Source organism: Prevotella sp. P5-64 (assembly GCF_002251285.1).
GTDB lineage: Bacteria > Bacteroidota > Bacteroidia > Bacteroidales > Bacteroidaceae > Prevotella.
Genome location: NZ_NPJK01000005.1, coordinates 121158 through 146965 on the forward strand (window position 1 = coordinate 121158; position 25808 = coordinate 146965).

The 25808-nt window shown below is 56.5% G+C and carries 18 protein-coding genes; 11 read left to right on the plus strand and 7 right to left on the minus strand.

The window, feature by feature from the left end:
• Positions 1-24: 24 nt before the first annotated feature.
• From CIK87_RS01525 to CIK87_RS01545, 5 genes are all read right to left on the minus strand, one after another.
• Positions 25-1236, minus strand: coding sequence for an efflux RND transporter periplasmic adaptor subunit (locus CIK87_RS01525; RefSeq protein WP_094384861.1), 1212 nt, complete (start codon positions 1234-1236; stop codon positions 25-27).
• A 435-nt stretch (positions 1237-1671) separates the two neighbouring features.
• Positions 1672-2784, minus strand: a complete 1113-nt coding sequence (locus CIK87_RS01530; protein ID WP_094384863.1) for an energy transducer TonB — start codon at positions 2782-2784, stop codon at positions 1672-1674.
• A complete protein-coding gene (locus tag CIK87_RS01535; protein ID WP_094384865.1) occupies positions 2781-3287 on the minus strand; it encodes a DUF4251 domain-containing protein in 507 nt (168 codons plus the stop codon). Before CIK87_RS01535 ends, CIK87_RS01530 begins: the two co-directional genes overlap by 4 nt.
• A 218-nt stretch (positions 3288-3505) precedes the next feature.
• Positions 3506-6016: an outer membrane beta-barrel family protein gene (locus CIK87_RS01540; RefSeq protein ID WP_254046488.1), complete on the minus strand. Its 2511-nt coding sequence runs from the start codon at positions 6014-6016 to the stop codon at positions 3506-3508.
• Between the two features lie 372 nt (positions 6017-6388).
• Entirely contained in the window at positions 6389-7198 is an 810-nt protein-coding gene (locus CIK87_RS01545) for a helix-turn-helix domain-containing protein (protein WP_094384867.1), read from the minus strand.
• 106 nt (positions 7199-7304) lie between these two features.
• Here CIK87_RS01545 and CIK87_RS01550 point away from each other — a divergent pair, with 106 nt between their 5' ends.
• From CIK87_RS01550 to CIK87_RS01560, 3 genes are all read left to right on the plus strand, one after another.
• Positions 7305-8615 (plus strand): TolC family protein, encoded by a 1311-nt coding sequence (locus CIK87_RS01550; protein WP_094384869.1) that lies wholly within the window; start codon positions 7305-7307, stop codon positions 8613-8615.
• A gap of 71 nt (positions 8616-8686) precedes the next feature.
• Positions 8687-9721, plus strand: coding sequence for an HlyD family secretion protein (locus CIK87_RS01555; RefSeq protein ID WP_371327095.1), 1035 nt, complete (start codon positions 8687-8689; stop codon positions 9719-9721).
• A gap of 20 nt (positions 9722-9741) precedes the next feature.
• Positions 9742-11358, plus strand: a complete 1617-nt coding sequence (locus CIK87_RS01560) for a hypothetical protein (protein WP_094384873.1) — start codon at positions 9742-9744, stop codon at positions 11356-11358.
• 283 nt (positions 11359-11641) lie between these two features.
• Here CIK87_RS01560 and CIK87_RS14195 read toward each other — a convergent pair whose 3' ends face one another.
• A complete protein-coding gene (locus CIK87_RS14195; protein WP_158216173.1) occupies positions 11642-11794 on the minus strand; it encodes a hypothetical protein in 153 nt (50 codons plus the stop codon).
• A gap of 155 nt (positions 11795-11949) precedes the next feature.
• Here CIK87_RS14195 and CIK87_RS01570 point away from each other — a divergent pair, with 155 nt between their 5' ends.
• The 8 genes from CIK87_RS01570 to CIK87_RS01605 all read left to right on the plus strand — a co-directional run bounded on the left by CIK87_RS01570 (position 11950) and on the right by CIK87_RS01605 (position 24761).
• Positions 11950-14484, plus strand: a complete 2535-nt coding sequence (locus tag CIK87_RS01570) for an outer membrane beta-barrel family protein (protein WP_094384877.1) — start codon at positions 11950-11952, stop codon at positions 14482-14484.
• A gap of 534 nt (positions 14485-15018) precedes the next feature.
• Positions 15019-16503, plus strand: a complete 1485-nt coding sequence (gene guaB / locus CIK87_RS01575) for an IMP dehydrogenase (RefSeq protein ID WP_094384879.1) — start codon at positions 15019-15021, stop codon at positions 16501-16503.
• 25 nt (positions 16504-16528) lie between these two features.
• On the plus strand, positions 16529-17959 hold the full coding sequence (locus tag CIK87_RS01580; RefSeq protein WP_094384881.1) for a peptidylprolyl isomerase: 1431 nt from the start codon (positions 16529-16531) through the stop codon (positions 17957-17959).
• 3 nt (positions 17960-17962) lie between these two features.
• A complete protein-coding gene (locus CIK87_RS01585; protein ID WP_094384883.1) occupies positions 17963-19411 on the plus strand; it encodes a peptidylprolyl isomerase in 1449 nt (482 codons plus the stop codon).
• On the plus strand, positions 19408-21081 hold the full coding sequence (locus CIK87_RS01590) for an OstA-like protein (protein ID WP_094384885.1): 1674 nt from the start codon (positions 19408-19410) through the stop codon (positions 21079-21081). Before CIK87_RS01585 ends, CIK87_RS01590 begins: the two co-directional genes overlap by 4 nt.
• Complete coding sequence (locus CIK87_RS01595; RefSeq protein WP_094384887.1) at positions 21065-21460, plus strand: hypothetical protein; 396 nt, start codon at positions 21065-21067, stop codon at positions 21458-21460. Before CIK87_RS01590 ends, CIK87_RS01595 begins: the two co-directional genes overlap by 17 nt.
• A 12-nt stretch (positions 21461-21472) precedes the next feature.
• Positions 21473-23284 (plus strand): DNA mismatch repair endonuclease MutL, encoded by a 1812-nt coding sequence (gene mutL / locus CIK87_RS01600; protein ID WP_094384889.1) that lies wholly within the window; start codon positions 21473-21475, stop codon positions 23282-23284.
• 331 nt (positions 23285-23615) lie between these two features.
• Positions 23616-24761, plus strand: coding sequence for an OmpA family protein (locus tag CIK87_RS01605; protein ID WP_094384891.1), 1146 nt, complete (start codon positions 23616-23618; stop codon positions 24759-24761).
• Position 24762: 1 nt separating this feature from the next.
• Here CIK87_RS01605 and CIK87_RS01610 read toward each other — a convergent pair whose 3' ends face one another.
• Positions 24763-25422, minus strand: coding sequence for a hypothetical protein (locus CIK87_RS01610; protein ID WP_144008064.1), 660 nt, complete (start codon positions 25420-25422; stop codon positions 24763-24765).
• Between the last annotated feature and the right edge of the window lie 386 nt (positions 25423-25808).

Here is a 25808-nt window from a genome sequence, read left to right on the forward strand (position 1 = left end):
TCTTATACCTTATTATATATATGCTTACTTCTTCTTGCCGCTCATGGTGGCAGCGAAGTCGTGGGCGTTGCCCTGGCTCTCGGCCAGCTTGGCAGCCTCGTCTATCTTCTGCTCATAGCGTTGCTCGGTGATGGGGACAATCTCCATACCGTCGGTGAGCTTGGTGATACCCTTGGTCACGATGCGGTCACCCACGTGCAGACCCGAGGTCACGATATAAGTCTGGCCGTCGTTCTGGGGATTTATGGTTATCTCGGTATATTTCACCTTGTTGTCCTTGGTCACTACATACACGAAGGTCTTGTTCTGTATCTGTGAGCAGGCCTCCTGAGGTATCTGGATGGCACCCTGGTCTACCGAGGGCACGATGATGGTGCCGGCGCCGCCGCTCTTCAGCAGCTTGTCGGGATTGGCAAAGTGGGCTATCAGAGATACCGAACCGGTAGTGGCGTCGAGCACACCGCTCATCTTGACTACCTTGCCGGGATGGTTGTAGATAGAGCCGTCGGCCAACTTCAACTTCAGTTCGGGGAAGGAGGCGATGGCAGCCTGGGTGCTACCGTTGGTCTTGCTCAGAGCCAGCAGCTCGCTCTCAGAGACTGAGAAGAACACCTCTACGGTGCTTACATCCGACACCGTGGTCAATGCCTGACCCGACGCGCTTACCAATGCGCCAGCCTTGAAGGGCAGACTGCCCACTACACCGGCTGCCGGGCTCTTCACACTGCACCATGCCAACTGCTCGCGGGCAGCGGCAAGAGCGGCCTCGGCCTGGGCAAGTTGAGCCTGGGCTGTGGCGTAAGAGTTGGCAGAAGAGGTATACTCATACTGGCCGATGATGGCCTTGTCATACAGTTTCTTGTTGTTGTCCATGGTCAGCTTGGCGGTGCTCAGCTGAGCCTTGGCGGTGCTGACGGCTGCCTTGGCCTGACGCACGGCAGCGGCATAGGTCTCGCTGTCGATGGTGAAGAGCACCTGACCAGCAGCTACGGTCTGACCCTCATGCACCAGCACCTTGGTGATGAAGCCTGACACCTTCGGACGTACCTCTACATCCTGAATACCTTTGATGGTGGCGGGGTAGGTGGTCTGCAGCGCAGCGTTCGACGATGCTATCGTGCGTACGGCAAACTCGTTGTCACCGAAGTTGGGCATTCCGCCACCACTTTTCCCACATGAAGCTAAAAGAGTAGCCCCGATACAGGCTACCACAAGCGAGAATTTTCTTACTTTCATACCTAATTATGCTATTAATATTGATGTTTCAATTGTATCCCTAAACACGACGCTGTAGAAAACCTACAGCGGTCAAAAAGTTTTTTGACACTGCAAAGTTAATAAACTTCTCAGTAACGTAGTTCAGTTTTGTGCGTATTTTAACAATAATTGTACACTTTTTTCTGATTTTTGTGCCATTTGTCGTATGTGATTGACATGGCGCAATTTGCGTGGCTTTTTCGCCGCCTGTCGCCAGGCTTGTCACCACCGCTTTCGGCACCCTTTTCTGCCGCTTCCCGACCCTTGGAGACAACACCAGCGGCGTGGAGCATAACTCTGCGTCGCTGGAGGATGTCTTGGCGTCGCTGGAGGATACCTCTGCGTCGCTGGAGGATGCCTCTGCGCAGCTGGAGGATGTCTCTGCGCAGCTGGAGATGACCCCCCGTGCGATTTCTATTTCTTCAGCACTATGGGCAGCATGCACCACACGTTGGCTGGCTTGCCTCCCACCGTTCCTGGTGCCCATGCGGGCATGAGTCGGGCTGCGCGCATCAGTTCGCGGTCTATCCCGGGCGTGGCACTGCTCACCACGCAGGGGCGGCGTATGTGTCCGCTGGCGTCTACGATGAAGGCAATGACAGCGCGAGCCCCTGCAGGGAGCCGCTCGATAGCCACAGGGTCGAGTCTGAGGTTGTGAGCCAGATAGTTCATTAGGCTCTCGCCGTTGAAGTCAAATCGGGGAGCCTGGTCGGCATGGGTGTATACCGTGTCGCCATCCACGCGCGTGGGCAGCATATACTGGTCGGTGAGGAGAGTGACGCTGCCGCTCATGAGCCGCTTCACGTTCTTGGTCACGATACTCCTGATGCGGTCGGGAGCTACCAGCGTGGTGAAGGGGGTGATGCGCTCGCCGTCGGTGCAGCACATGTCTATCAGCAGTGCGTCGTCAGCGAGACAGGCATCGTTTACCTGTAGCGTATAGATGTTGTCGGGCAGCGGGGTGTGGGTTCCGGCGAGCAGGTTGTAGACGACGTCGTCGCCGTAGTACCCGTCGCGCAGTCGGTTGATGCGCAGCAGGTCGGCATCGCGCATGATTGTGCCGCTGCCGAGGTCATACGTGACCAGCATCGACACCGTATCGCCCTTTTGCGTTGAGTTCTGCTCGGGCGAGCATACATAGCTGGCTCTCATCGAGATATAACTGTCGGCACGGTGACCTATCAGCTTGAGCGTACAACTGACGTAGCAGAAGCGGCTGTCGTCGGGGATAGAGTCAAACTGCCGAGTCACGGGCTTGCCAAAGCGTGCGAGAAAGCGGGTGTAGGCACTGTCGAGCGTCGAGTGCTCGTTGCCGAGCAGGGTGCGTGTCAGCAGCCGCTGCAGAGGCACCGCCGCCGACCCGTCGACCATCTCGGGCCACTCCATGTCTATGTCTATCACGTTGGTCTCAGCCCCCCGCTGGTAGAGCAGATGCTCCTTGACATAGCGGGCACAGTAGCGAGGATTGGCGTGGGCGCCCATAGCCGTCACCACTATACCTATTATATATAGTATAAGGCGTCTCATCGGCGCGCCTCCTTGGTGATGTTACCGTTATAGCGTATGCGGTCGCGCTGCCGGCTGTCTACCGTCAGGTCTACCACGCCCGACGGATAGATGTGGAGCGTGTATACGTACGAGTCTTCCTCGTTCTCCACCCATATCTTCATCTGCTGCTCGCCTTTCTTCATCTCTGTCAGCGTCCATCGCTTCATCGGCTCCGAGAAGTCGAGCCCCTTGCCGCCGCCGTAGGGCACCTCGTAGGCACGGCCGAAGTAGGGGAGATACGAGCGCAGCGTGTCGCCGTGAACCTGGATGCCGTAGTCGTAGTTGAGATGGCGCATCGAAGCACCCTGGGGGAATACAGCCGACACCTCTACGCCGAAGCGGCGGCTTTTTACCAGGCTGTCGGTCTCCTGGGCTATCAGGGTCTGCCTGACGAGTTTCTCCGTCTGGCTCAACTTCTGCACGCCACAGGCGGTGAGTGCCAGCGTGGCGATGATGACTGTCAGTGTCTGTTTGGTTTTCATGCTTGTTGTCGTTATCTGAATGTCGGTTTCAAAGATACTCACATTTATCTTACCGACAAAGGTTTGGCACAAAAAAAATGCAGCCGTGCTGCATTTTTCTGAGTGTCGCGTGTCGATGCGCGATGTCCCTTGCTGTCTTTCCGGCCGCTTTCGCCGTCTTCCAGCCTGTCGCTGGTGGATCCGATGTCAGCCAGAGCCGTACCGGGGTAGGCTCTGCGCTAACCCTTGCCGCCACCGCCGCCCTGCTTCACGTCGTCGTTTTCCACGCTACGCTCTGCACGCTTCACCTGGGCCTTGAGCTTGCCGATGCGCAGGCTTGCCGACACGCCAAACGTGCGCTGGCTGTATCTGCTGCTTGATGCTGTGTAGTAGTTAGGGCCCCTCTGCTCGTCGCGCCATGTCATATATCCCTTGAAGGGATTGACGATGAATACCGAGAGATTGAGTCTCTTGTCCATCAATGTCTTGTTGAGCGAGTAGGAGTCCTGGAAGAACCCGCAGCTCTTGCCCTGCAGCATGATTTCAGGTGTGCTCTTGTAGATGTTTGCGCTCACTGTCCATGTCTTGGCGATGGTCTGCTGCACGCCGAGATTGACGTTGGCTACCCATCCATGGTTGCGCAGCTCCTGGCCGTCGCTCATGCTCTTGTATCCGCCCTGTCCGTTGAGTGTGATGCGTGTGTCTGTCCAGGGGTTCCAGTTGACATACGCGCTCAGAGCCGCTCTCTGCGTCTCGCCTATGTTGGCATAGGTGGTGTAGAGCACCTCTTTGCCCGTGGGGTGGGGCAGCCCCGCGATGTCGCGGTCGTCGGTGAGACGGGTGATGCTCTCGATGCTGTTGTTGTTGAAGCGGTAGCTGGCGGTGAGGTTATAGGTGAGCTTGCTCGAGTAGTTGCTGTACTGCAGGCTGATGTCGTGGCTCTTCTCCGACACCAGGTTGGGGTTGCCCTGCATGATGTTCTGTGGGTCCCGGTCTACGAGATAGGGATTGAGAAACCATATACCCGGACGGTAGATGCGCATCTTGTAGCCCAGTGCCACGTTGGAGGCTTCGCCGAGCTTGTAGCCCAGACGGGCGGAGGGCACCACGTCGTCGAAGTCCTTGTGGAAGTCGGCGCCGCGACCCAGCAGATACTTTACCTTCTGCAGCGTGTGCTCATAGCGCATGCCCAGACGTGCCGACCACTTGTCTTTCTGGTAGCCATAGCCCATATAGGCAGCCAGGATGTCGTTGCGGTGACGGTAGTGCGAACTGTTGTCGCTGTCGTAGGTCTCGTCGCTCTGTCCGGGTGCCTGCGTATACTTGTCGTTGTCCGAGCGGTTGTTGCGCAGTATGTATTTCACTCCCGTCTCCCAGTTGTGATACTTGGCGAAGGGCGTGGTGTAGTCTATCTGGAACGTGTGCTCCACAGAGAGCTGGTTGTCGGTGTTGCGCTGGTCGGCTATGCGGTTCATGAAGGCGTCCCAGTCGGCATTGCTGTACCTGTCGGTATATCTCAGCCGCTGTTCGCTGTCAGAGGGGTCGCTGTCTATGCGGTAGGAGAGGGTGAGGCGTCGGTCTTCTACGCTGAACGAGCGCTGGTAGTCTATGTTGGCATACAGTCCGTTCCAGTTGGCGCGGTTGTTACGGTGGATGCCATATCCGTAGAGGCGTTCGCCCGTGGCGGGTAGGGTAGACGAGACGTCGCTGTCAAAGTCGTAGTTGCTGTGATAGCGGCTGATGGAGATTGAGCCCGAGAGCAGTCTGAGCGAGTCTATCTCGTAGCTTGCGTCCAGGTTTCCGCCGTGCCAGATGGAGTGCCCGCGGTCAGTCGATGTGGTCACGTCGCGCTGGGTCTCGTTGCCGCTGTCGTCGGTCTTGACCACCAGCTGGTCGCCATGGCTCTTAGGCTGCCACTGGGGGTAGGCATTGTAGCTGGCGCTCATGGTGAGCTTGCCCTGCTTCACGGTGGCAAAGACGCCGGTGCTCACGTGGTGGTTGCTGGCTCCGGCAGAAAACGAGGCATTATATCCCTCGGGGCCGCTGCCGGTGGTGATGATGTTGAGTATGCCGCCCACGCCCTCGGCATCGTATTTCGGGCCAGGGTTGGTTATCACCTCTATTTTCTTGATGCTCGACGCAGGCATGCTCTTGAGCACCTCCTTGGGGTTCTTGGTCATCATGTTGTTGGGCTTGCCGTTCACATAGATTTTGAACGAGCTGTTGCCGTTGACCCGTATGTTGTCCTGCCCGTCTACAGTCACCATGGGCACCTTCTTGAGCATCTCTATCACTGTGTTGGTGTTGGCCTCGGGGTCGTCCTCCACGCTGTAGGCTATCTTGTCTACATCGGCCTTGACCAGCGGCTTGTAGGCCACCACCTCGACCGTCTCCAGCTGGTTGCCGCCGTCCTGCAGGAGCAGCGTGCCCAGGTCTATGGTGCGTGTGGTGGCGTCTACGGTGTAGGCGCGCTGCATTGGCTTGCGTCCCATCGACCTTACCATGAGCAGATAGCTGCCCGTGCCGCTTGAGCTGATGCTGAAGCGGCCCTTGATGTCGGTGAGCGCCTGCTTTACGGGCTTGGCTGCCGAGTCGGCTCTCGCAATGGTCAGCGTGGCGTAAGACTCACCCTCGTGGGTGACCGAGTCGGCCACCACGCCTGTGATGGTGTAGCTGTGCTGGGTGTTCTGTGCTTTGGCGCATAGCGCGAGCATCAGTATGAGCGCCATGCTTATCAGAGTCTGTTTCATTGTCATGTCTGTTTTGGTTGTTGCAGCGTAGGGCACCGTGTCCATCGGTGCCATCGGTGCGGTTACACTACTAAAGACGATTGAAACGCCGATTATGGATGCCGCAGCCCCCTTTTTTAAGATTGTTTAACGCTGACAGCGCGCCCGACGTCATGGCTGTCGCCGTGGAGGTCATGGCTGTCGGCTCGTAACATAAGTCACGAGCCCACGTGCCTTATGTCACGAGCGCACGTATCGTAAGTCACGAGCTCTCGTACCTATTGATACGAGCCGGCAGTGGCACTCCCCACGTCGCCCATGAGGGTTGCCCCACCCTCAGGTCATGCACGCTCTGCCGGGCTGCGTGGCTTGCGGCTCCCGCGATCGTGCAGCCTACTGGCGCAGACGGTACTGCTGTGGCGACAGCCCCGCATGATGGCGGAAGTAGCGGGTAAGAGCGCTCTGGTCAGAGAAGTTGTAGTCGTCGGCTATCTGCTTCAGACTGCGCTTGGAGGTACGCAGGGCGAGCTTGAGCCTCAGCATGATGTACTCGTCGATGATGCGCTTGGGCGATACGCCGGTCCTGTCGCTGACGATGAGCCCCAGATACTTGCGCGAGATGTTTATGCGCTGTGCATAGTAGTTTACCTCGTGTCCCAAGCGGTATTCGTCTTCGAGCAGCTGCATAAACCGGTTGAACAGCTCTACCTTGCGTTGGGTGCCGCGGTCATTGCCCGGTTCGCGGGGATTGGCGAGCAGATAGTCGTAGAAACCCAGGAAGAACGCCTGCAGCTGCAGGGTCACGATGCGGTCGGTGAGCGTGTAGTGTTCTACGGTGAAATAGAAGCGGAAGATACGGAACATGCTGTCTACGACATGGGCGATGAGCTCGGGGTAGCCACACCGGCGGTCGGCCCTGAGCGTATCGTAGACCGTGTGCTCGATGTTGAGGCTCGCCGTACGCAGTATGTCGCTGCTGTAGATGATGGCGTCGGCAGAGAAGTCGTCGTCCATCATTTCCCATTTTATAACATCTCCAGGAAACATGATAAGCACGCTCTCGCCCTGCATATCCCAGTGGTCGAAATTGATACGTACCGAGGCGATGCCCCTGTGGCTGTAGATGATGGCTCCCCGGTCGAGGGTGTGGCTCTCGCCGTCGATGACGGCACTGCTGATGGTGGTAAGTTGGGTCTCTTGCATGCTGCAAAATTACTCCAAGTTTCCCAAAATGTCAAATTCTGGCGTATTTTTATTCACTGTTGCTTCCCAAATAGTAACTACCTTTGCACCGATTTTTAGAAAAGATATGAACAGAAGACTATTCTATGCGATAACCGTGTGTATCGCCATTACGACCAACGCTCATGCTCAGAATGAGCACAGGATGACTATCGGAGACATGTATGGATTGATAGACCAGCACAACCGCACCATCCGCGCGGGCAAGACTGCTGTGGCAGCTGCCGACGAGGGTGTCAGGGCAGCCCGCAGCCAGCGTCTGCCCGATGTGGGAGCCCAGGTCTCTGCCAGCTATATCGGCAATGCAGTGCTTACCGACCGCGACTTTGCCCATGTGCATGGCCTCCATTCGCCCCACTTCGGCAACCAGCTGGTGGTAGATGCCCGCCAGACCGTCTATGCCGGCGGAGCCATCGATGCAGGCATCCGTCTGGCACAGCTGGGTGCCGACCAGGCTCGGGCCGAGCTGGCTCTCAATCTGCAGAACCAGCGCTTCATCGCTCTGGGCCAGTATCTGGACCTGATGAAGACCGCAAACCGCGAGAGGGTGGTAGAGAACAACATCGCACTCACCCAGAAGCTCATCGACAACATCACCGAGAAGCAACAGCAGGGCGTGGCGCTCAAGAACGACATCACCCGATACGAACTGCAGATGGAGCGGCTCCGTCTGAGTCTTACCCAGCTGCACAACAGCCGCCGCATACTCAACCACCAGCTCTGCAACACGCTCGGGCTGCCTCAGGACTATGCGATAGAGCCTGCCGACGATGCCTGCTCTGCCCTCTATGGCAAGGATGGCGAAGCCTACTGGCAGACTGCAGCCGTGGCGGCAAGCCCTAAACTGGTGATGGCGGGCGTGGGCGAGCAGATGGCACGCCAACAGGAGCGCATCGCCAAGAGCGAACTGCTGCCCAAGGTGGCTCTCGTGGCGCAGAACAACTTCAACGGCCCCATCACCTTTGAACTGCCGCCCGTAGACAAGAACCTCAACGTGTGGTATGTGGGCGTGGGCGTGCAGTATCAGCTGTCGGCGCTCTTCAAGAGCAACCGCAAGCTGGCGCAGGCCCGGCTCAACTCCCGCAACGCCGCCGAGCGCAAGGAGGTGGCTGCCGAGCAGGTAAACAACGACATACAGGCTGCCTACACCCTCTATCTGCAGAGCTATGCCGAGCTCGAAACCCAGCAGAAGAGCGTGGAGCTGGCGCGCCAGAACTATCAGGTGGTCAACAACCGCTATCTCAACCAGCTGGCGCTCATCACCGACATGATAGACGCTACCAATATGAAGCTCGACGCCGAACTGGGCGAGGTCGATGCGCGCATCAACATCGCCTATGCCTATTATAAGATGAAGTACATAGCCGGGCAGCTGTAGCCACCGGCACCCCTACGCCCCATACCCTATACACCAACCCAAGGGTCGCCACCGGCAGACCCGCAACAACCATCAAGATGAAGAATATCAAGAAATACGTTTACAACAGCATGGTGCTCCTGCTCATTGTAATCGGAGCCAGTATCGTCATTGTCAATTTCGGCCACTTCGGCCATGTAGAGTTTACCGACAACGCCCGTGTGCGACAGCACGTCACTCCACAGAACACCCGTGTGCAGGGTTTCGTCAAGGAGGTAAGGTTTGAGGAGTTCCAGCACGTCAAGAAGGGCGACACCCTGGTGGTCATCGAGGACACCGAGTATCGTCTGCGTCTGGCCCAGGCCCAGGCCGACCTTGCCCGCGCCGAAGAGGGCTCCAAGGCCACTGGCTCCAGCATAGCCACCACCGAAGCGGGCATGCAGGTGACCGATGCCAGCATCGAGGAAGCCCGTGCCCATCTGGACAACGCCCGTCGCGAGGACGCCCGCTTCGAAGCCCTGCTCGCCAAGGAGGCCGTGACCCGCCAGCAGTATGACAACGTGCATACTGCCTACCTCAGTGCCAAAGCCAGATACGAGCAGGCGGCTCGCTCGCGTGCCACCCAGACCAGCGTCAAGACCGAGCAGGGCCACCACCTCTCTGCCTCTATCAGCACGCTGCGACTCGCCCAGGCTGCCGTCCAGCTGGCCCAGCTCAACCTCTCCTACTGCTACATCATCGCTACCTGCGACGGCGTGGTGGGTACCAAGGACATCCAGGAGGGCATGCTCGTGCAGCCCGGTCAGACCCTGGTAAACATCGTCGATGCCGGCAGCCTGTGGGTCGAGGCTAACTACAAGGAGAGCCAGCTCGACCATATCCACGAAGGGTCTGAGGCGCAGCTCACCGTCGATGCCGTGCCCGGTATCGTCTATCGGGGTCGCGTGGAGCGCATCAGCCGTGCCACGGGCAGCGCCTTCTCGCTCCTTCCCGTCGACAATGCCACGGGCAACTTCGTCAAGGTAGAGCAGCGCGTCACCGTGCGCATCGCCCTCGACGGCAACAGCGCCGAAGACCTTGCCCGCCTGCATGCCGGGTACAACGTGGAGTGTGAGGTGAAATACTGATTACGACGCCAAGGACGATTATGATACCAATGCCTCCTCCCCCACAGACAGCAGGCATGGGCTTCAATATGCCCATGTTCCGCGACTGGGTGCCACGGTGCATCCGGCCGTGGATATATGTGCTGTGTGCGTTCTGCATCCAGTTCTCTGGCAGTATGTACCTGGGTTCGCTTGAGGCCATCCAGGGTTCCACCAACTTCATGATAGAAGACCTGATGATGCTGCTCTATGCCAGTCTTGCCGGCATGGCCATCTACTTCCCCATGCTCTTCCGCATGAAGTTCCGCTTTACCAACCAGCAGCTGCTCATCACCTCGGCGGTGGTCATAGCCGTGACCAACCTCGTGACTATCCATACCACCTTCATGCCGCTACTGCTGGTGGTGTGCTTCATAGGCGGCATGGCCAAGCTGCAAGGCACCTTTGAGTTGATGAGCAACATCCAGCTGTGGATAACTCCCCGCCGCGACTTTGCCGTGTTCTTCCCCGTGCTCCACATCGTGCTGCTCACGTCTATCGAGGGCAGCGCCTTCCTGGCGGCGTGGTTCGGCTATCACTTCACCTGGCAGATGATGCACGTATTCATCATCGGCGCCATGTGCGTGGTGGTGGGCGTGCAGCTGGTGATGTGCCGCCCCTTCTGCCCCATGCCCAACAGGATAAGCCTGCGTGGCATTGACTTCTGCAACGGTCTGCTTATCAGTCTGCTCATGCTCGTGCTGTCCTACATCTTTGTCTATGGCGACTACAAGATGTGGATGGACAGCCGCACACTGCGCATTCTGACGGGCGTGGCGCTGGCTCTGGCGGGCGTGGTGGTACACAGACTGCTCAGGGTGGCCAATCCCTATGTAGACCTGAGAATCTTCAGGCTGCGCAACATAGTGCCCATCATGGTGGTGGTGACAATGGGCGAGCTTCTCTTAGGCTGCGAGCACACCCTCGAGGAAATACTCTATACCGAGGTGATACGGCTGGAAGAGCATACCAAGGCACAACTGCTCTTATGGGCACTGCCCGGCGTCTATCTGGGCATAGCCATCGACCTGTTGTGGCTCAAGGTGATGAAGTGGAAGGTGTGGAAACTCTTTGCCCTTGGCTTCGGCTTCATCCTGGCTTATGCCCTGCTCATGTATTTCAGACTCGACATGCAGGTCAACATCGAGCAGTTCCGTCTGCCTATCATCTGCTGTGGTGCGGCTTATGCCATTCTCGCCGCCACGCTCATGTGGGCTCTCAACGAGTCTGCCCCCAGTCTGGAACAGTTCTTCATGGGGCTCTTCGTGTTCAATATCTTCCACATGTATCTCGCCGGTGCTGCCGGATATGGCATCTACACCCACTGGTTCTCCTGGTTCATGAACGACGACATAGCCCGCTACGGCCAAGAGCTCACGCTGACGCGTCTGGACCTGTCGCAGATGAATTTCCCTGCCTTTATGGAGCAGTATATACGCAGTATGATGAGCGTAGCCCTCAAGCAGATTTACGGCATCGTGGTCTGGATGAGCGGCGGCATGACTCTGCTCTTCCTGGCGCTCGACATACCGGCGGTAAGGACCAATGTGCGCAAGGTGCCGCTATGGCCTGTCTATGGCATAGAGTATCTCGGCAGATTGGCACAGCGTTTGAAATAGGCTGCCCATACACCCGGACCGCCTCTTGTCGCCTCTGGCAAGAGGCTGTGGCTGCGTGTGTGTCGTCTGGAAACGCATAAGGCCGACAAGGGTAGTGGCGCGTCTATATATAATATAATGTATATAGGGCGGGCGCAACGACAAGCGGCTTGAAAGGGTGGGCAACGCCACTCTTTCAAGCCGCTCTTCCTGTATAGTCAGCCAAGGAGTGAGGTTCGCTGGCGGCTCAGACCCCGAGGTGCTCTTCCATAAGCCTAATCGTTTGCAATAACTTTTCTGCCGGTTACACGGCGCAGTCTGTGGTCATCCTCTCGCCTGGGCAGAGCCATGCGGCATCTCTGCAACGGCAGCAGAGGGTGGCAGAGCAGGTCGGCAGCCGTCGCCCGATGGTGGAAGTGGCTGCCGGAGTGGTCATCGGCGACACAAATGGCCACATAATCAGCGTGGAAATGAAAAAAATGCACGGGGAACGTAAAAAAACGAGGAAAAAGATTGCCATATCGTTTTTTCTTTTTACATTTGGACATTCCTTTCTAATCCAGGAGTTTTGCGGAGCTACGCTTTGTGAATGTGTAATAAAACTATAAGCCTATGAAACCACTATCAATGATGCTGACAGTACTGGCTGTCATGTTTGCGATGCCGATGGGCGCCCAGACGCCCGCCACTGCCCCGACGTGCAAGGTTACGGGAACGGTGATGGACAAGGAGACCGGCGAGCCCGAGATGATGGCTACCGTATGCGTGGCACACAAGTCGCTGCCGGGCACCGGCGTGAAGAAGGTGCTGGCCGATAGCGTTGGCCGATTTGAGGTGGTGGTGCCCGTCATGCCCGGCCAATACACCGTCACCGCAGCCATGGTGGGCAGAGTGGCAGAGCCCCGTCGCTTCGCTCTGACGGAGGGACAGGAAGTCATGGACATAGGGGCCGTCTATGTCGCCGATGATGTGAAGATGCTGAAAGAGGTAACGGTGGATGCACAGAAACCGCTGGTGACGATGGATGTGGACAAGCTGACCTACGATGTGGCGTCGGATCCCGACGCCAAGATACTGCGACTCTCGGAGATGATGGGCAAGGTGCCACTGATAAGCGTAGACGGCGACGGCAATATAGAGATGAATGGCACCAAGAAGTTTCTCATCCTGCAGAACGGTCGCAAGACCGCCGTCACGCGCAACCCCAAGGAGGTGCTGCGCAGTCTGCCTGCCGAGATGGTCAAGAGCATTGAAGTCATCACCTCGCCGGGTGCCCGGTATGATGCCGAGGGCATAGGCGGCGTTATCAACATCGTGATGCGCTCGCAGTATGAGGGCCATCTTACCACCCTGGGGGCCAGTGCAGGTACGACGGCCTACGACGGCAGCGTGATGACGATGAGCAAGATAGGACGGTTTGCCTTTGACGCCGACTTCTCTTACAACCGCATACTGTCGCCCGAGGACAGGACGTCGCTGCTGCGCAATGGCTACGGCGCGGGTGGCGCCACCCAACTCAGGAGCGTGAACAGCACCAAGTCGCAGGACAACACCGAGTTTGCCTCGGTCAACGCCAGCTACGAGATAGACAGCGTGCAGATGATTACCTTCTCGCTGACGGGTATGGGTGCCCAACAGCACATGATGAGCGACGAGCGTACCGGCATGTGGAGCCAGGGCAACAGTCAGGCAGACTACTCGTATCTGCGCCATGGCAATCTGAAGAACTCGATGCTCAACGGCACCCTTAATCTGGACTACCAGCGCAACGGAAGGCGCAACCACCAGCGTGTCACCACGCTGTCGTATCAGCTGAGTACCGGTCCGTCGCACAGCAAGGACATCACCCAGTATGCCGACATCGTGAGTGGCGGCATGGCGAGCCTGATAGAACAGCTCCAGCTCTATGACAACCGCTCCAACCGTGACAACAAGACCAACGAACACACCCTGCAGCTGGACTATAGCACACCGCTGGGGCGGCAGCACACGCTGGAAGTGGGCGCCAAGTACATCCTGCGCAACAACGAGAGCCAGAACGACCTCTATGACAGCAGGGCCATGTCGGGGCAGTGGGCTCACAACGACCTGCGGAGCAACCACTACAAAAACCGCAATGACATCGTGGGCGGTTATCTCAGCTATACCTACCGCGGAAAGACCGTCTCGGTGATGCCGGGCCTGCGCTACGAATATACCTATCAGGACATCAAGTATCTGGCAGGCCCCATAGGCGCCGAGGGCAACTACTCGAGCCACTACGCCAACGTGGTGCCGTCGGTGAGGGTCAACCTGAAGCTCGCCAAGGCCCAGTCGCTGAGGCTGGAGTACGGCAAGAGGCTGGCACGCCCCAGTATATACTATCTCAACCCCTACTTCAACAACCTGAACCCGCAGAACATCGTGCAGGGCAACAGCAGCCTGGACGCAGAAAACAGCTATAACCTGGGCGCCACCTATGGATGGTTTACCCGCAAGACCAACCTCAGTCTGAGCCTGAGTTACCGCCATCTGAGCAATGGTATCGAGAGCTACAGCAGACTGATAGGCGAAGGGGGCGAGTATTTCGACAACGGCAAGCACTATGCCGCGCCCGGTGCCGTCTATACCACCTATCTCAATGTAGGCAAGGTGGAGCGTACGGCTGTGAATGTCTACTACAAGTGGAACATCACCTCCAAGCTCTGGCTCACGCTGAGCATGGGAGCCGCCTATATAGACCTCAGAGCGCCCAGCCGCCAGCTGCAGAACCACGGATGGACCGGCAACGCAGACCTCAACCTGTCGTGGAGGCTGCCCGCAGACATCTCGCTCTATGCCATCCTGTCGGCGCGGTCGAGAGACATCACGCTGCAGGATAGGGTAGACGGTCTCGTGTATAACTATTTCTCGCTGTCGCGTCCGTTCCTGCGCAGCAAGCGGCTCATCGTGTCACTGCGTGCCGCCGACCCGTTTCATAAGTGGCTCACCCGTACCACTTATACACAAGGCCCCGGCTATCAGAGCCAGTCGGACAGACGCTATTCGCGTCAAGGCATCAGCATAGGCGTCAGCTATCGTCTGGGCGACATGAAGTACTCCAAGACCAAGCGCTCGCGTCACTCTATCTATAATGACGACCTGAAGAAAGCGCCCACGGCGAAGTAGCGCCGTACACCCCACCGCGGTGGGCAAGGTGTAGACGGGCAAGGAGATGGACAAGCACCGGGCAGAGGACTGTGGCAAAGGTACGCCGGCGACCGCAGACTCTGCCGGGATGCTGAATAATGTAGATGCGCGGCGCGATAGGAGTATTTCGCGGCAGGATATGACGATTGCAGACTGTGAAATGACTGTTTCGCGGTCTGCAATCAGTCTGGTGATGGTCACGGCGACATCTGAGGGTGTCGGCTTTGCGGTGTCTTGCCGCTCCTTGATAATGTCTCGCCGCTCCCTGACTTTGTCTCGCCGCTCCCTGCCAGTGTCGGTGCGCTCCCTGCTGCCGTCAACCACCGCGGTCTGGATAGAGACTACGGTCGTGGTCGTAATCGTCGTGAGGCATCTCGGAGGTGTAAGAGCGGGCCTGATGGGAGTCGCCCTTTCAGCGTTAAATACAATTAATTGTGATAGAAAATCGGGAAAACACACTCGTGAATGAATTTTTATTGCTAAATTTGCATGCAATAAATTTCAAAAATACATATGTCATCATTTGTTGCAGATAAAGTAGTGATGGACGGTCTCACTTTCGACGACGTCCTCTTGATTCCCGCTTATTCAGAAGTGTTGCCCAAGACGGTAGAGTTGAAAACCATGTTTTCGCGCCATATTGAGCTCAATGTGCCTTTTGTGACGGCTGCCATGGACACCGTGACCGAGTCGTCGATGGCCATCGCCATTGCCCGCGAGGGAGGTATCGGTGTGATACACAAGAACATGAGCATCGACGACCAAGCCCGTCAGGTGGCAATCGTGAAGCGTGCTGAGAACGGTATGATCTATGACCCCGTGACCATACGCAAGGGCCGCACCGTGCAGGATGCGCTGGCCATGATGCACGACTACCGCATCGGCGGCATACCCGTAGTGGATGAGGAAAACCATCTGGTAGGTATCGTCACCAACCGCGACCTGCGCTTCGAGCGTCGCCTGGACAAGACCATCGACGAGGTGATGACCAGCGAGAATCTGGTGACCACCCATCAGCAGACCGACCTGGCTGCGGCTGCACAGATACTGCAGGAACATAAGATAGAGAAACTCCCGGTGGTAGATGCCGAGAACCATCTCGTGGGTCTTATCACCTATAAGGATATTACCAAGGCCAAGGACAAACCTATGGCCTGCAAGGACGACAAGGGTCGTCTGCGTGTGGCTGCCGGAGTGGGCGTCACCAAGGACACGCTGGAGCGCGCTGCAGCCCTGGTGGGCGCAGGTGCCGATGCCATCGTGATAGACACAGCCCACGGTCACTCACTGGGCGTGGTAGAGAAACTGCGCGAGGTTAAGGCTGCCTTCCCCGGTATAGACATCGTGGTGGGCAACGTGGCTACAGGTGCCGCAGCCAAGATGCTGGTAGACAATGGTGCCGATGCCATCAAGGTGGGCATCGGCCCGGGCTCAATCTGTACTACCCGTGTGGTAGCCGGTGTGGGTGTGCCCCAGCTGAGCGCTGTCTACGATGTCTACTCTGCACTCCAGGGTACTGGCGTGCCACTGATTGCCGATGGCGGTCTGCGCTATTCGGGCGACATTGTCAAGGCTCTCGCTGCCGGCGGTTCGTCGGTGATGATAGGTTCGCTCGTTGCCGGTACCGAGGAAAGTCCTGGCGATACCATCATCTTCAACGGTCGTAAGTTCAAGAGCTATCGCGGTATGGGTTCGCTCGAGGCTATGGAGCAGAAGAATGGCTCTAAGGACCGCTACTTCCAGGGCGACACCACCGACGTGAAGAAACTGGTGCCCGAAGGCATCGCCGGCCGAGTGCCCTACAAGGGAACTGTACAGGAGGTTATCTACCAGCTCATTGGCGGTCTGCGCTCGGGTATGGGCTACTGTGGAGCTGCCACCATCGACCTGCTGCACAATGCCAAGTTTACCCGTATCACCAATGCTGGTGTGCTGGAGAGTCATCCCCACGACATCACCATCACCAGTGAGGCGCCTAACTACAGCCGCCACGAGTAATATATATAATAAGGTATAGAGCAAGATGAAACAAACAACAATACTACTGATGGCTGCCGCACTCTGGTGGGGCAGCCCAGTTCATGCTCAGAGCGACCCCGTCATCATGACGGTCAACAACAAACCTGTGCTGCGCTCGGAGTTTGAGTACTCGTACAACAAAAACAACAATGCGGGCGTCATAGACCGCAAGAGCGTGAAGGAGTATGTCGATTTGTTCATCAACTACAAGCTGAAGGTAGAGGCGGCTCTCGACGCGAAACTGGACACGATGGAGTCGTTTCGCAAGGAGTTTGCCACTTACCGTGACCAGCAGATACGTCCATCGTTTGTCACACCCGAAGACGTGGAGGCCCAGGCCAAGAGCGTCTATGCCGAATACCGGCAGCGTGTGGATGGCAACGGCGGACTGGTAAAGCCGGCGCATATCCTCGTGATGCTGCGCCAGAAGACCACTCCGGAGAAGGTGGCTGCAGCCAAGGCGCGCATAGACTCAATCTACAGCGTGCTGCAGGCGGGAGCCGACTTTGCCGACGTGGCTCGCCGTCTCTCTGACGACAAGGGCTCTGCCCAGCAGGGTGGTGAACTGCCGTGGATAGAGCACGGACAGACGCTCAAAGAGTTTGAAACCCAGGCTTACGCCCTCGAGAAAGGGCAGATGAGCCGTCCCTTTGAGTCGCCGGCAGGATGGCACATCATCCTGATGAAAGACCGCCGCATGTGTATGCCCTACGACACATTGCGAGCGTCAATCCTGCAGTTTGTAGAACGCAGGGGAATGGTCGAGGCCATCATCAACCAGCGCATCGACTCGATAGCGCGCCAGCAGGGCAGCAAGGTGTCGCACGAGGAGGTGCTCACCGCCCGCATGAAGGAACTCGAGGCCCGGCAGCCCGAGCTGCGCTATCTCATCCAGGAGTATCACGACGGTCTGCTGCTCTTTGAAATGAGCAACCGCACCGTATGGGAGAAAGCCCAGAACGACAAGGAAGGTCAGGAGAACTACTTCAAGGCCAACCGCAAGCGCTACAAGTGGACTGAGCCTCACTACAAAGGCATTGCCTATCACACCCGTACCCAGGCAGACATCGCCGCGGTGAAGAAAGCGGTGAAGGGGCTGCCCTTTGACAAATGGGCTGAGCGGCTGCGCACCACATTCAACAATGACAGCATCCTGCGCATACGCGTAGAGAAAGGTATATTCGTCAAAGGCGACAACAAAACCATCGACCGACTGGTCTTCAAGACCGGCGATGAGGCCAAGCCCAACAAGGACTTCCCCTTCGACGCCGTCTATGGCAAGAAACTCAAGGCCCCTAAAGAGGCTGCCGACGTGAACGCCCTCGTGGTGGCCGACTATCAGGAGTATCTCGAGGAGAAGTGGGTCGGGGAGTTGCGTAAGCGGTATACTTTCACGGTCAACGAGGATGTGGTAAACACGGTAAACAAACATTAGAAGATGAAGAATTTATATAAAATAGGTATAGGTGCTGCCGCCCTCACGCTGATAGCCGGCGGCAACGCGATGGCTGGCAAGGGCCAGTGGGTCATGAAAGGCCAGGCGCCCAAAGATACCGTCAAGGTAGCTAAAGATACGGTGGCCAACGTGCCCGAGTCGGCCGTGGTCGACGAAGTAATCTGGGTGGTGGGCGACGAGCCCATCCTCAAGTCGGATGTCGAGACTATGCGCCTGCAGGGACAGATGGAAGGCATGCAGTGGAAAGGAGACCCCGACTGTGCCATCCCTGAACAGATGGCAGTGCAGAAGCTCTTCCTCCATCAGGCCGAGATAGACTCTATTGAGGTGTCTGAGAGCGAAGTGACCACAAGCATAGACCAGCAGATAAACTACTGGATCTCGATGGCGGGCTCTAAAGAGAAGCTCGAAGAGTATCGCAACCAGACCGTAGCCCAAATGCGCCAGCAGATGCGTGATGAATTCAAGAACCAGCAGCGTATAGAGAAGATGCGCAAGGAACTGGTAAAGGATGTGGCGACGACTCCGAGCGAGGTGCGCAAGTACTTCGACAAGCTGCCCGTAGACAGTCTGCCCTTCGTGCCAGTAGAGGTCGAGGTGCAGATTATCACCCGCCAGCCCAAGGCTACCCGTGAAGAGGTAAACAAGGTCAAGGAGGAGCTGCGCAACTTCACCGACCGCGTAACCCGTGGCGAGACATCGTTTGCCACGCTGGCGCGCCTCTACTCAGAGGACCCCGAGTCAGCCCGTCGTGGCGGTGAGCTCGACTATGTAGGTCGCGGTATGCTCGACCCAGCCTTCGCCAATGTGGCATTCAACCTCACCGACCCCAAGAAGATTTCCAAGATTGTGGAGTCTGAGTTCGGTTTCCATATCATCCAGCTCATCGACAAACGAGGCGACCGTATCAAGGTGCGCCATATCCTGCGCAAACCCAAGGTAGACCAGGAGGTGGTCGAGAAGACGCGCCTGCGCCTTGACTCTATCGCCGACGAAATCCGCGAGGGCAAGTATTCGTTTGAAGAGGCTGCCTCTTACATCTCGGACGACAAGGATACCCGCAACAACAATGGACTTATGGCCACAAGCCAGACAGAGGAAGGCCGAACATCACGTTTCCAGATGAAGGCGCTGCCCACAGAGGTGGCACAGCAGGTGGAAAACATGCAGGTGGGCGATGTGTCAAAAGCCTTTGAGATGATTAACGCCAAGGGACAGAAGGTCTGCGCCGTCATCAAGCTCAAGAGCCGCATCCCCGGTCATCGCGCTACGCTGGCAGAGGACTACCAGCTGCTCAAGAACATCGTGCTCAACAAGATGCGCGAGGAAAAACTGCACAACTGGGTGGTCGACAAAATCAAACATACGTATGTTTGGATGGCCGACAGATACAAGAACTGTGATTTTGAATACCAAGGTTGGGTGAAATGACGAAAGGTAAACAAGTAAAGATATATTTATCAGGGCATAGAATTGCATTGGTCGCAGTTCTATGCTTTTTTGCGCTTTGCGTGCAGTCGGTGGTGACGCAGAAGAAGCACAAGCCCAAAGGCAAGGATGAGAAGATTTATCTCATCCATTCCGATGAACTCAAGTTTGACCACTATGGCATGAACCCCGATGCGCAGATAGCCAAGGGACGTGTCCACTTCCGCCACCAGGGTGCCGAGCTCTGGTGCGACAGTGCCTACTTCTATCAGGAGTCCAACTCGGTGAAGGCCTTCGGCAACGTGCGCTTCCGCCAGGGCGACACGCTCTCGCTCACTTCCCGCTATGCCGACTACGACGGCGTGGAGCAGCGTATGGCGGCACGCTACAATGTGGTGCTGACCCACCGCAAGCAGGTGCTCAGAACCGATAGTCTCAACTACGACCGACTCTACAACTACGCTTACTTCCTTGAGGGCGGTGTGCTCGAGGACGGCAAGGACAAACTCGTGGCTGACTGGGGAAAGTACAATCTTGAGACCCGCGAGGCTGTCTTCTACTACAATGTGCGTATGCGCAGCGAAGACACCGACATCGCCACCGACACTCTCTATTATGATACCCGCAAGTCGCAAGCCCATATCGTTGGCCCAGGTTCGACGATACATACCAAGGATGGCGTGGTGCTCACCACCGATGCCTACTATGACACCAAGACCGACAAAGCCCAGCTCTTCAATCGCTCACGACTCGAGGACAGTCAGAAAGTGCTCGAGGGCGACAGCCTCTTCTACGCCAAGGATGGCGACAGCTACGGCTACGGACGCGTGGTCTACATCGACAAGAAGAACAAGAACTCTCTCGTCTGCGATAAGCTCAAGTACAACGAGAAGACCGGCGAAGGCTATGCCACCAAGCGTGCGCTGCTCAAGGACTTTTCGCAGAGTGCCGACACGCTCTACGCCCATTCCGACTCTATCCGCATCTACACTTTCAATATCAATACCGACTCTGTCTATCGCAAGATACACTGCTACAACCACGTCAGCGTCTATCGCACCGATGTCCAGGCCATCAGCGACTCTATCGTCTTCAACAGCCAGGACTCCTGCATGACCATGTACAAGGACCCGGTGGTGTGGAACGGCGGCAGACAGTTGCTCGGCGAAGTCATACGCGTCTACATGAACGACTCGACCATCCGCTTTGCACAGGTAGACGGCCAGGCATTCTCGGTAGAGCAGTTGCCAGACAAACAGCACTACAACCAGGTGTCGTCGCGACTGATGAATGCCTACTTCGAAGCAGGCAGCATACGCCAGACCGAGGCCATAGGCAACGTGAGGACCGTGTATTACTACACCGACGAGAAAGACAGTTCGCTTGTGGCGCTCAACTACATGGAGACCGACACCCTGCGCATGTTTCTCTCGCCCGAGCGTCAGTTGGAGAAGGTATGGGCAAGCAAGCCGCAAGGCACGATGTACCCCATGACGCAAATCCCGCCCGGCACGGAGCGCCTCGATGTCTTTGTGTGGCTCGAGGACCTGAAGCCCCGCGACAAGGATGACATCTTCAACTGGCGAGGTAAGAAAGCCGGCGAAGGACTCGTGGTGCGCAAGCGTCAGGAGGCCCCTCTCCAACATCTTGACCACGATGGGCTGGTTGAATAGCCGCAAGCCGCAAGGTTTCCACCATACCTATATTTATATAGATGAGCGCAACGAAGCCGTGCGCCGTCTCAGACAGAGTAGGGTGGAAGCGGCGGCAGACGAGGCTTCCCTTACCGCTGCAGCCACCGCTGCCGAGCCCTCGGTCGTAACCGCCGCGCCATCAGGAGATGACGCCGCTCCATCGGTCGATGCGTCTGCGCCCAAGTCCGCCTACGCCACTCCCGCGCCAAAGACCTCGCCAGCCGGACCGCTCTTCGTTTCGGCATTGGCAGAGCGCCGCCGCCAGTCGCGCGATGCCGCCATGAGGTTGGTGGGCGCCATCGTCGTCCCGCTGCTCATGCTCTTTCTCGTTCTTACCATTTTTATCTTCCTCCTTTAGCAAATCATCATTATGAGCGATATTATCCAATTACTCCCCGACTCGGTGGCCAACCAGATAGCCGCCGGCGAGGTGATACAGCGTCCCGCCAGCGTCATCAAGGAACTGGTCGAAAACTCAGTCGATGCCGGTGCCCGTCACATTCAGGTGCTCGTGACCGACGCAGGTCGCACGGCGATTCAGGTAATCGACGACGGCAAGGGAATGAGCGAGACCGACGCCCGACTGTCGTTTGAGCGCCACGCCACGTCCAAAATCCGCCAAGCCCAGGACCTCTTCGCACTCACCACGATGGGCTTCCGAGGCGAGGCGTTGGCTTCCATAGCCGCAGTGGCACAGATTGAACTGCGTACTCGCCAAGAAGCCGACGAGCTGGGTACCCATCTGTCTATCTCGGGCTCACGCTTCACAGGTCAGGAACCATGTTCATGCCCGTCGGGAAGCAACTTCCTCATCGAAAACCTCTTCTACAACGTTCCCGCACGCCGCAAGTTTCTCAAGTCCAATTCCACCGAGCTCGCTAACATCGTTACCGCCTTCGAGCGCATCGCATTGGTCTATCCCGACATAGCCTTTACCCTCTCGAGCAACGGCACCGAGATGTTCAATCTGCGCTCCGGAAGTCTCCGCCAGCGCATTGCCGACATCTTCGGACGCAAGATGGACAGCGACCTCATCCCCGTAGAGGTCGAGACCACCCTCTGCAGCATCAAGGGATATGTGGGCAAGCCCGAAACATCCAAGAAGAAAGGCGCCCAGCAGTATTTCTTTGTCAACGGGCGCTACATGAAGCATCCCTACTTCAACAAGGCGGTGATGGCAGCCTTCGAGCGACTCATACCGATGGGCGAACAGGTGCCATACTTCATCTATTTCACCATCGAGCCAGCCAATATCGATGTCAACATCCACCCCACCAAGACCGAGATAAAGTTTGAAAACGAGCAGGCCATCTGGCAGATTCTCTCTGCCGCTGTGCGCGAGTCGATAGGCGTCTTCAACGATGTGCCGTCCATCGACTTCGATACCGAAGACCGTCCCGACATCCCCGTCTTCACCCAGCACGCGCCCCAGGTCGAGGCCCCGCGCGTCAACTACAATCCCCACTACAACCCCTTTACCCCCGACACCTCGTCGCCGTCGTCATCAGTGCCCTGCGACTGGCAGCAGCTCTATGCCGACACACCCTCTGCCGACGCCAGCGAGGGCGAAGACTTCTTCGCCGCCAAGCCCGTGAGCAACGCCAATATCTCCGACGACCGTTCGCCCGTCCACTACCAGTACAAGGGCCGTTACATCATGACCGCCGTCAAGTCGGGCCTTATGATTATCGACCAGTGTCGCGCCCATTACCGCATCCTCTTCGAGAAATACCTCCTCCAGATGCAAAACAAGAAGGGTGACGCCCAGCGAGTGGTCTTCCCCGAGGTGCTGCAGCTCACCCCCGACGATGCGGCCATGTTGCAGGAGGTGATGCCCGAGCTCGTTGACATGGGCTTCGAACTCACCGACCTCGGAGCCAACAGCTATGCCGTCAACTCCATCCCCGCCGACATCGAGGGTATCAGCGTCACCGCCCTCATCACCGACATGCTGGCTGCCGCCCGCGAGAAGGGCAGTGGCATCAAAGACGATATCAATCATCGGCTTGCGTCGAGCATGGCCCGACATGCAGCCATCCCGCAGGGACAAGTGCTCAGCAACGTCGAGATGGAGAATATCGTCAACCAACTCTTCGCCTGCTCCAATGTCAACTATTCGCCCGACGGCAAAAACATCCTCTGCATCCTCAAACAGCAAGAGATAGAGAAACTGCTGGGCTAATCATCCCGCTCCAGCCTTACTCCAGCCCCGGTTCTGTCCTCTAAATCATCAAGAATGAGGCAGAACCGGGGTCTTTTGTTGCTCTTGGGTCCAGAAAATGGCGTCTCCAGGTTCATAAATGTGTAAAAAAGTGTTTATGCAATATAAATAAACTGAAATTACTTACGTATTTACGCTTTTTGTAACTATTTTTTTGAAGAAAACTATAAGAGCTATGGAAAATTTAACTAACTTTGCATACACTAACATACGTAGGTGCGCGTAATGCAAGGCATCCCGCGTCGACGTGAATAGCGAACAACGAGATTATTGATTGTTTAATATAAAAGTTATGAAAAAATTATTGATTGTATTGGCTTTTGCCAGCGTGTCTCTGTGCACATTTGCACAGGATGCAGATCCTACACTGAAGCACAGTGTAGCAACTAATTCTTTCTGGAGCAACTGGTTCATCCAGGTTGGTGGTGAATGGAATGCATGGTATTCAGGTCAGGAGCACGGCTCAGGCCTGTCACATAGCCCTCTGAAGGGTTTCCGTTCTAACCCCGGTGTTGCTGTTGCTGTAGGTAAGTGGTTCACTCCCGGCATCGGTCTCCGTACTAAGGTACAGGGTATCTGGGGCAAGCAGGTTAACCACACTCCCGCACGTCAGGATGTAGGTAACAAGTATTGGGTAGCTCAGGAGCAGGTTCTGTTCAACCTCAGCAACCTTATCTATGGTTACAACCCTGAGCGCGTTTGGAACTTCGTTCCTTTCCTCGGTGGTGGCTTTGGCCGTTCTATGAGCTACAACTCTTATGCTCTCGGTCTCAGCGCTGGTATCCTCAACCAGTTCTATGTAAGCAAGAAGGTCGCTATCAATGTTGAACTTGGTCTGATTACCAGCGAGAACGACAAGGATGGCAATGCTGCTTTCACAGGTACTGGCCGTGGTTGGGATGCTCACGACAACCACCTCTATGGTGAAGTTGGTCTTACTTTCAACCTGGGCAAGGCTTCTTGGGACAAGACTCCTGATGTAGACGCTATCAAGGCTCTTTCTCAGTCTCAGATTGACGCTCTCAACGCACAGCTCAACGACGCTAACGCTGAGAACGCTCGCCTGAAGAAGCTCCTGGCTGAAAAGTCAAATGAGACTCCTGCTGTTAAGGAACTCGTACACACTCCTGTATCAGTATTTTTCAACATCAACAAGTCTAAGATTGCTTCTAAGAAGGACCTCGTAAACGTACAGGCTCTCGCCAAGTACGCTGTTGACAACAACTCTAAGTTGGTTGTTACAGGTTTCGCTGATAGCGCTACCGGTAAGCCCGCTTACAATCAGGCACTGTCTGAGAAGCGTGCTGCAACTGTTGCTGACGAGCTCGTTAAGATGGGCGTAAGCCGCGACAACATTACTACTAAGGGTAATGGTGGCGTTGATGAACTGTCTCCAGTTTCTTTCAACCGTCGTGCAACTGTTACTGTTGCTGAGTAATTTATATTAGCAATACATCCAAGGGGAGTACTTCGGTGCTCCCCTTTTTTATTGCCTTTGTCCGAACACTCCCGACCGCCGAGCTTACCCTCCCGACCGCCGTTTGCGCGTTCGCGCCCTCCATGCTGTCCCTTCCGCCCTCCATGCTGCCCGTTCCGCCCTCCATGCTGACACTCCCGAGCATTATGTTAATTCTCCGGCTCATCACACGGCCCCTTCCGCCCAACATGCTGCTCCTTTTGGCCATGGCGTTGATACTCCTTCCTACCGAGCAGACCCTCCCGAGTATTATGTTAATTCTCCAGCCCATCACACAGCCCCTTCTGCCCAACATGCTGCTCCTTCTGGCCATGGTGTTGATACTCCTTCCTGCCGAGCTGACTCTCCCGCTTATATATATTAATAAGGTGTAATCCGCAGTTGCCACTCCCACCGCGCCGTCGATAGAGCCAACGCTGCTCGCTGTGTCCAGGGTTCTGTCTTTAACCGTCGCCATCCCAACCACCATCTCGATAATCCCCCAGATTCTCCCCGCCACCCTCCTGACCATCTCAGAGAGATTTATGACCACCTCCACGAGATTTATGACCACCTCCACGAAATTTATGACCACCTCCACGAAATTTATGACCACTTCCACGAAATTTTTGATCATCTCCATGAGAATTATGACCACCTCCAACATTCTCCTGATTGTCTTCGTTAATCTCGCTGACTATCGTCGGCAAGCGTTCTGACCATTGTTGGCGCGCTCCTGACCATCATCGCCGGTTCGTATCGGACGAAACGTGCTTCCGTATCGGACGACACTCGCATCCGTATCGGAAGGTACGAGCATCCGCGTCGGACGATACGCGTGGCCAACGATGGTCTCTGTGCGGCTATCTCCGCTCCTGGAGCCGCTCCGTGCGCCTCCCTTTGCAGCGGAGACAAGCAGCAATCGAGGGGTGATGGTCGCGATGGCGGTCACTGTGCGCTGCGCAGTCATGGTGGGGGAGGGGGCGCCGCGCGGTCTTTCCTCCCTGTTCTATTCCTCCAATTGCAGTC

Excerpts from the sequence above, each read along its gene's own strand:
- CIK87_RS01605 (WP_094384891.1), top strand. The coding sequence starts at position 23,616 with ATGAAAAAATTATTGATTGTATTGGCTTTTGCCAGCGTGTCTCTGTGC.
- mutL (WP_094384889.1), top strand. The coding sequence starts at position 21,473 with ATGAGCGATATTATCCAATTACTCCCCGACTCGGTGGCCAACCAGATA.
- CIK87_RS01595 (WP_094384887.1), top strand. The coding sequence starts at position 21,065 with ATGGGCTGGTTGAATAGCCGCAAGCCGCAAGGTTTCCACCATACCTAT.
- CIK87_RS01590 (WP_094384885.1), top strand. The coding sequence starts at position 19,408 with ATGACGAAAGGTAAACAAGTAAAGATATATTTATCAGGGCATAGAATT.
- CIK87_RS01530 (WP_094384863.1), bottom strand. The coding sequence starts at position 2,784 with ATGAGACGCCTTATACTATATATAATAGGTATAGTGGTGACGGCTATG.
- guaB (WP_094384879.1), top strand. The coding sequence starts at position 15,019 with ATGTCATCATTTGTTGCAGATAAAGTAGTGATGGACGGTCTCACTTTC.
- CIK87_RS01545 (WP_094384867.1), bottom strand. The coding sequence starts at position 7,198 with ATGCAAGAGACCCAACTTACCACCATCAGCAGTGCCGTCATCGACGGC.
- CIK87_RS01550 (WP_094384869.1), top strand. The coding sequence starts at position 7,305 with ATGAACAGAAGACTATTCTATGCGATAACCGTGTGTATCGCCATTACG.
- CIK87_RS01525 (WP_094384861.1), bottom strand. The coding sequence starts at position 1,236 with ATGAAAGTAAGAAAATTCTCGCTTGTGGTAGCCTGTATCGGGGCTACT.
- CIK87_RS01570 (WP_094384877.1), top strand. The coding sequence starts at position 11,950 with ATGAAACCACTATCAATGATGCTGACAGTACTGGCTGTCATGTTTGCG.
- CIK87_RS01560 (WP_094384873.1), top strand. The coding sequence starts at position 9,742 with ATGATACCAATGCCTCCTCCCCCACAGACAGCAGGCATGGGCTTCAAT.
- CIK87_RS01540 (WP_254046488.1), bottom strand. The coding sequence starts at position 6,016 with ATGAAACAGACTCTGATAAGCATGGCGCTCATACTGATGCTCGCGCTA.
- CIK87_RS01610 (WP_144008064.1), bottom strand. The coding sequence starts at position 25,422 with ATGGAGATGATCAAAAATTTCGTGGAAGTGGTCATAAATTTCGTGGAG.
- CIK87_RS01585 (WP_094384883.1), top strand. The coding sequence starts at position 17,963 with ATGAAGAATTTATATAAAATAGGTATAGGTGCTGCCGCCCTCACGCTG.
- CIK87_RS01535 (WP_094384865.1), bottom strand. The coding sequence starts at position 3,287 with ATGAAAACCAAACAGACACTGACAGTCATCATCGCCACGCTGGCACTC.
- CIK87_RS01580 (WP_094384881.1), top strand. The coding sequence starts at position 16,529 with ATGAAACAAACAACAATACTACTGATGGCTGCCGCACTCTGGTGGGGC.
- CIK87_RS14195 (WP_158216173.1), bottom strand. The coding sequence starts at position 11,794 with ATGTGGCCATTTGTGTCGCCGATGACCACTCCGGCAGCCACTTCCACC.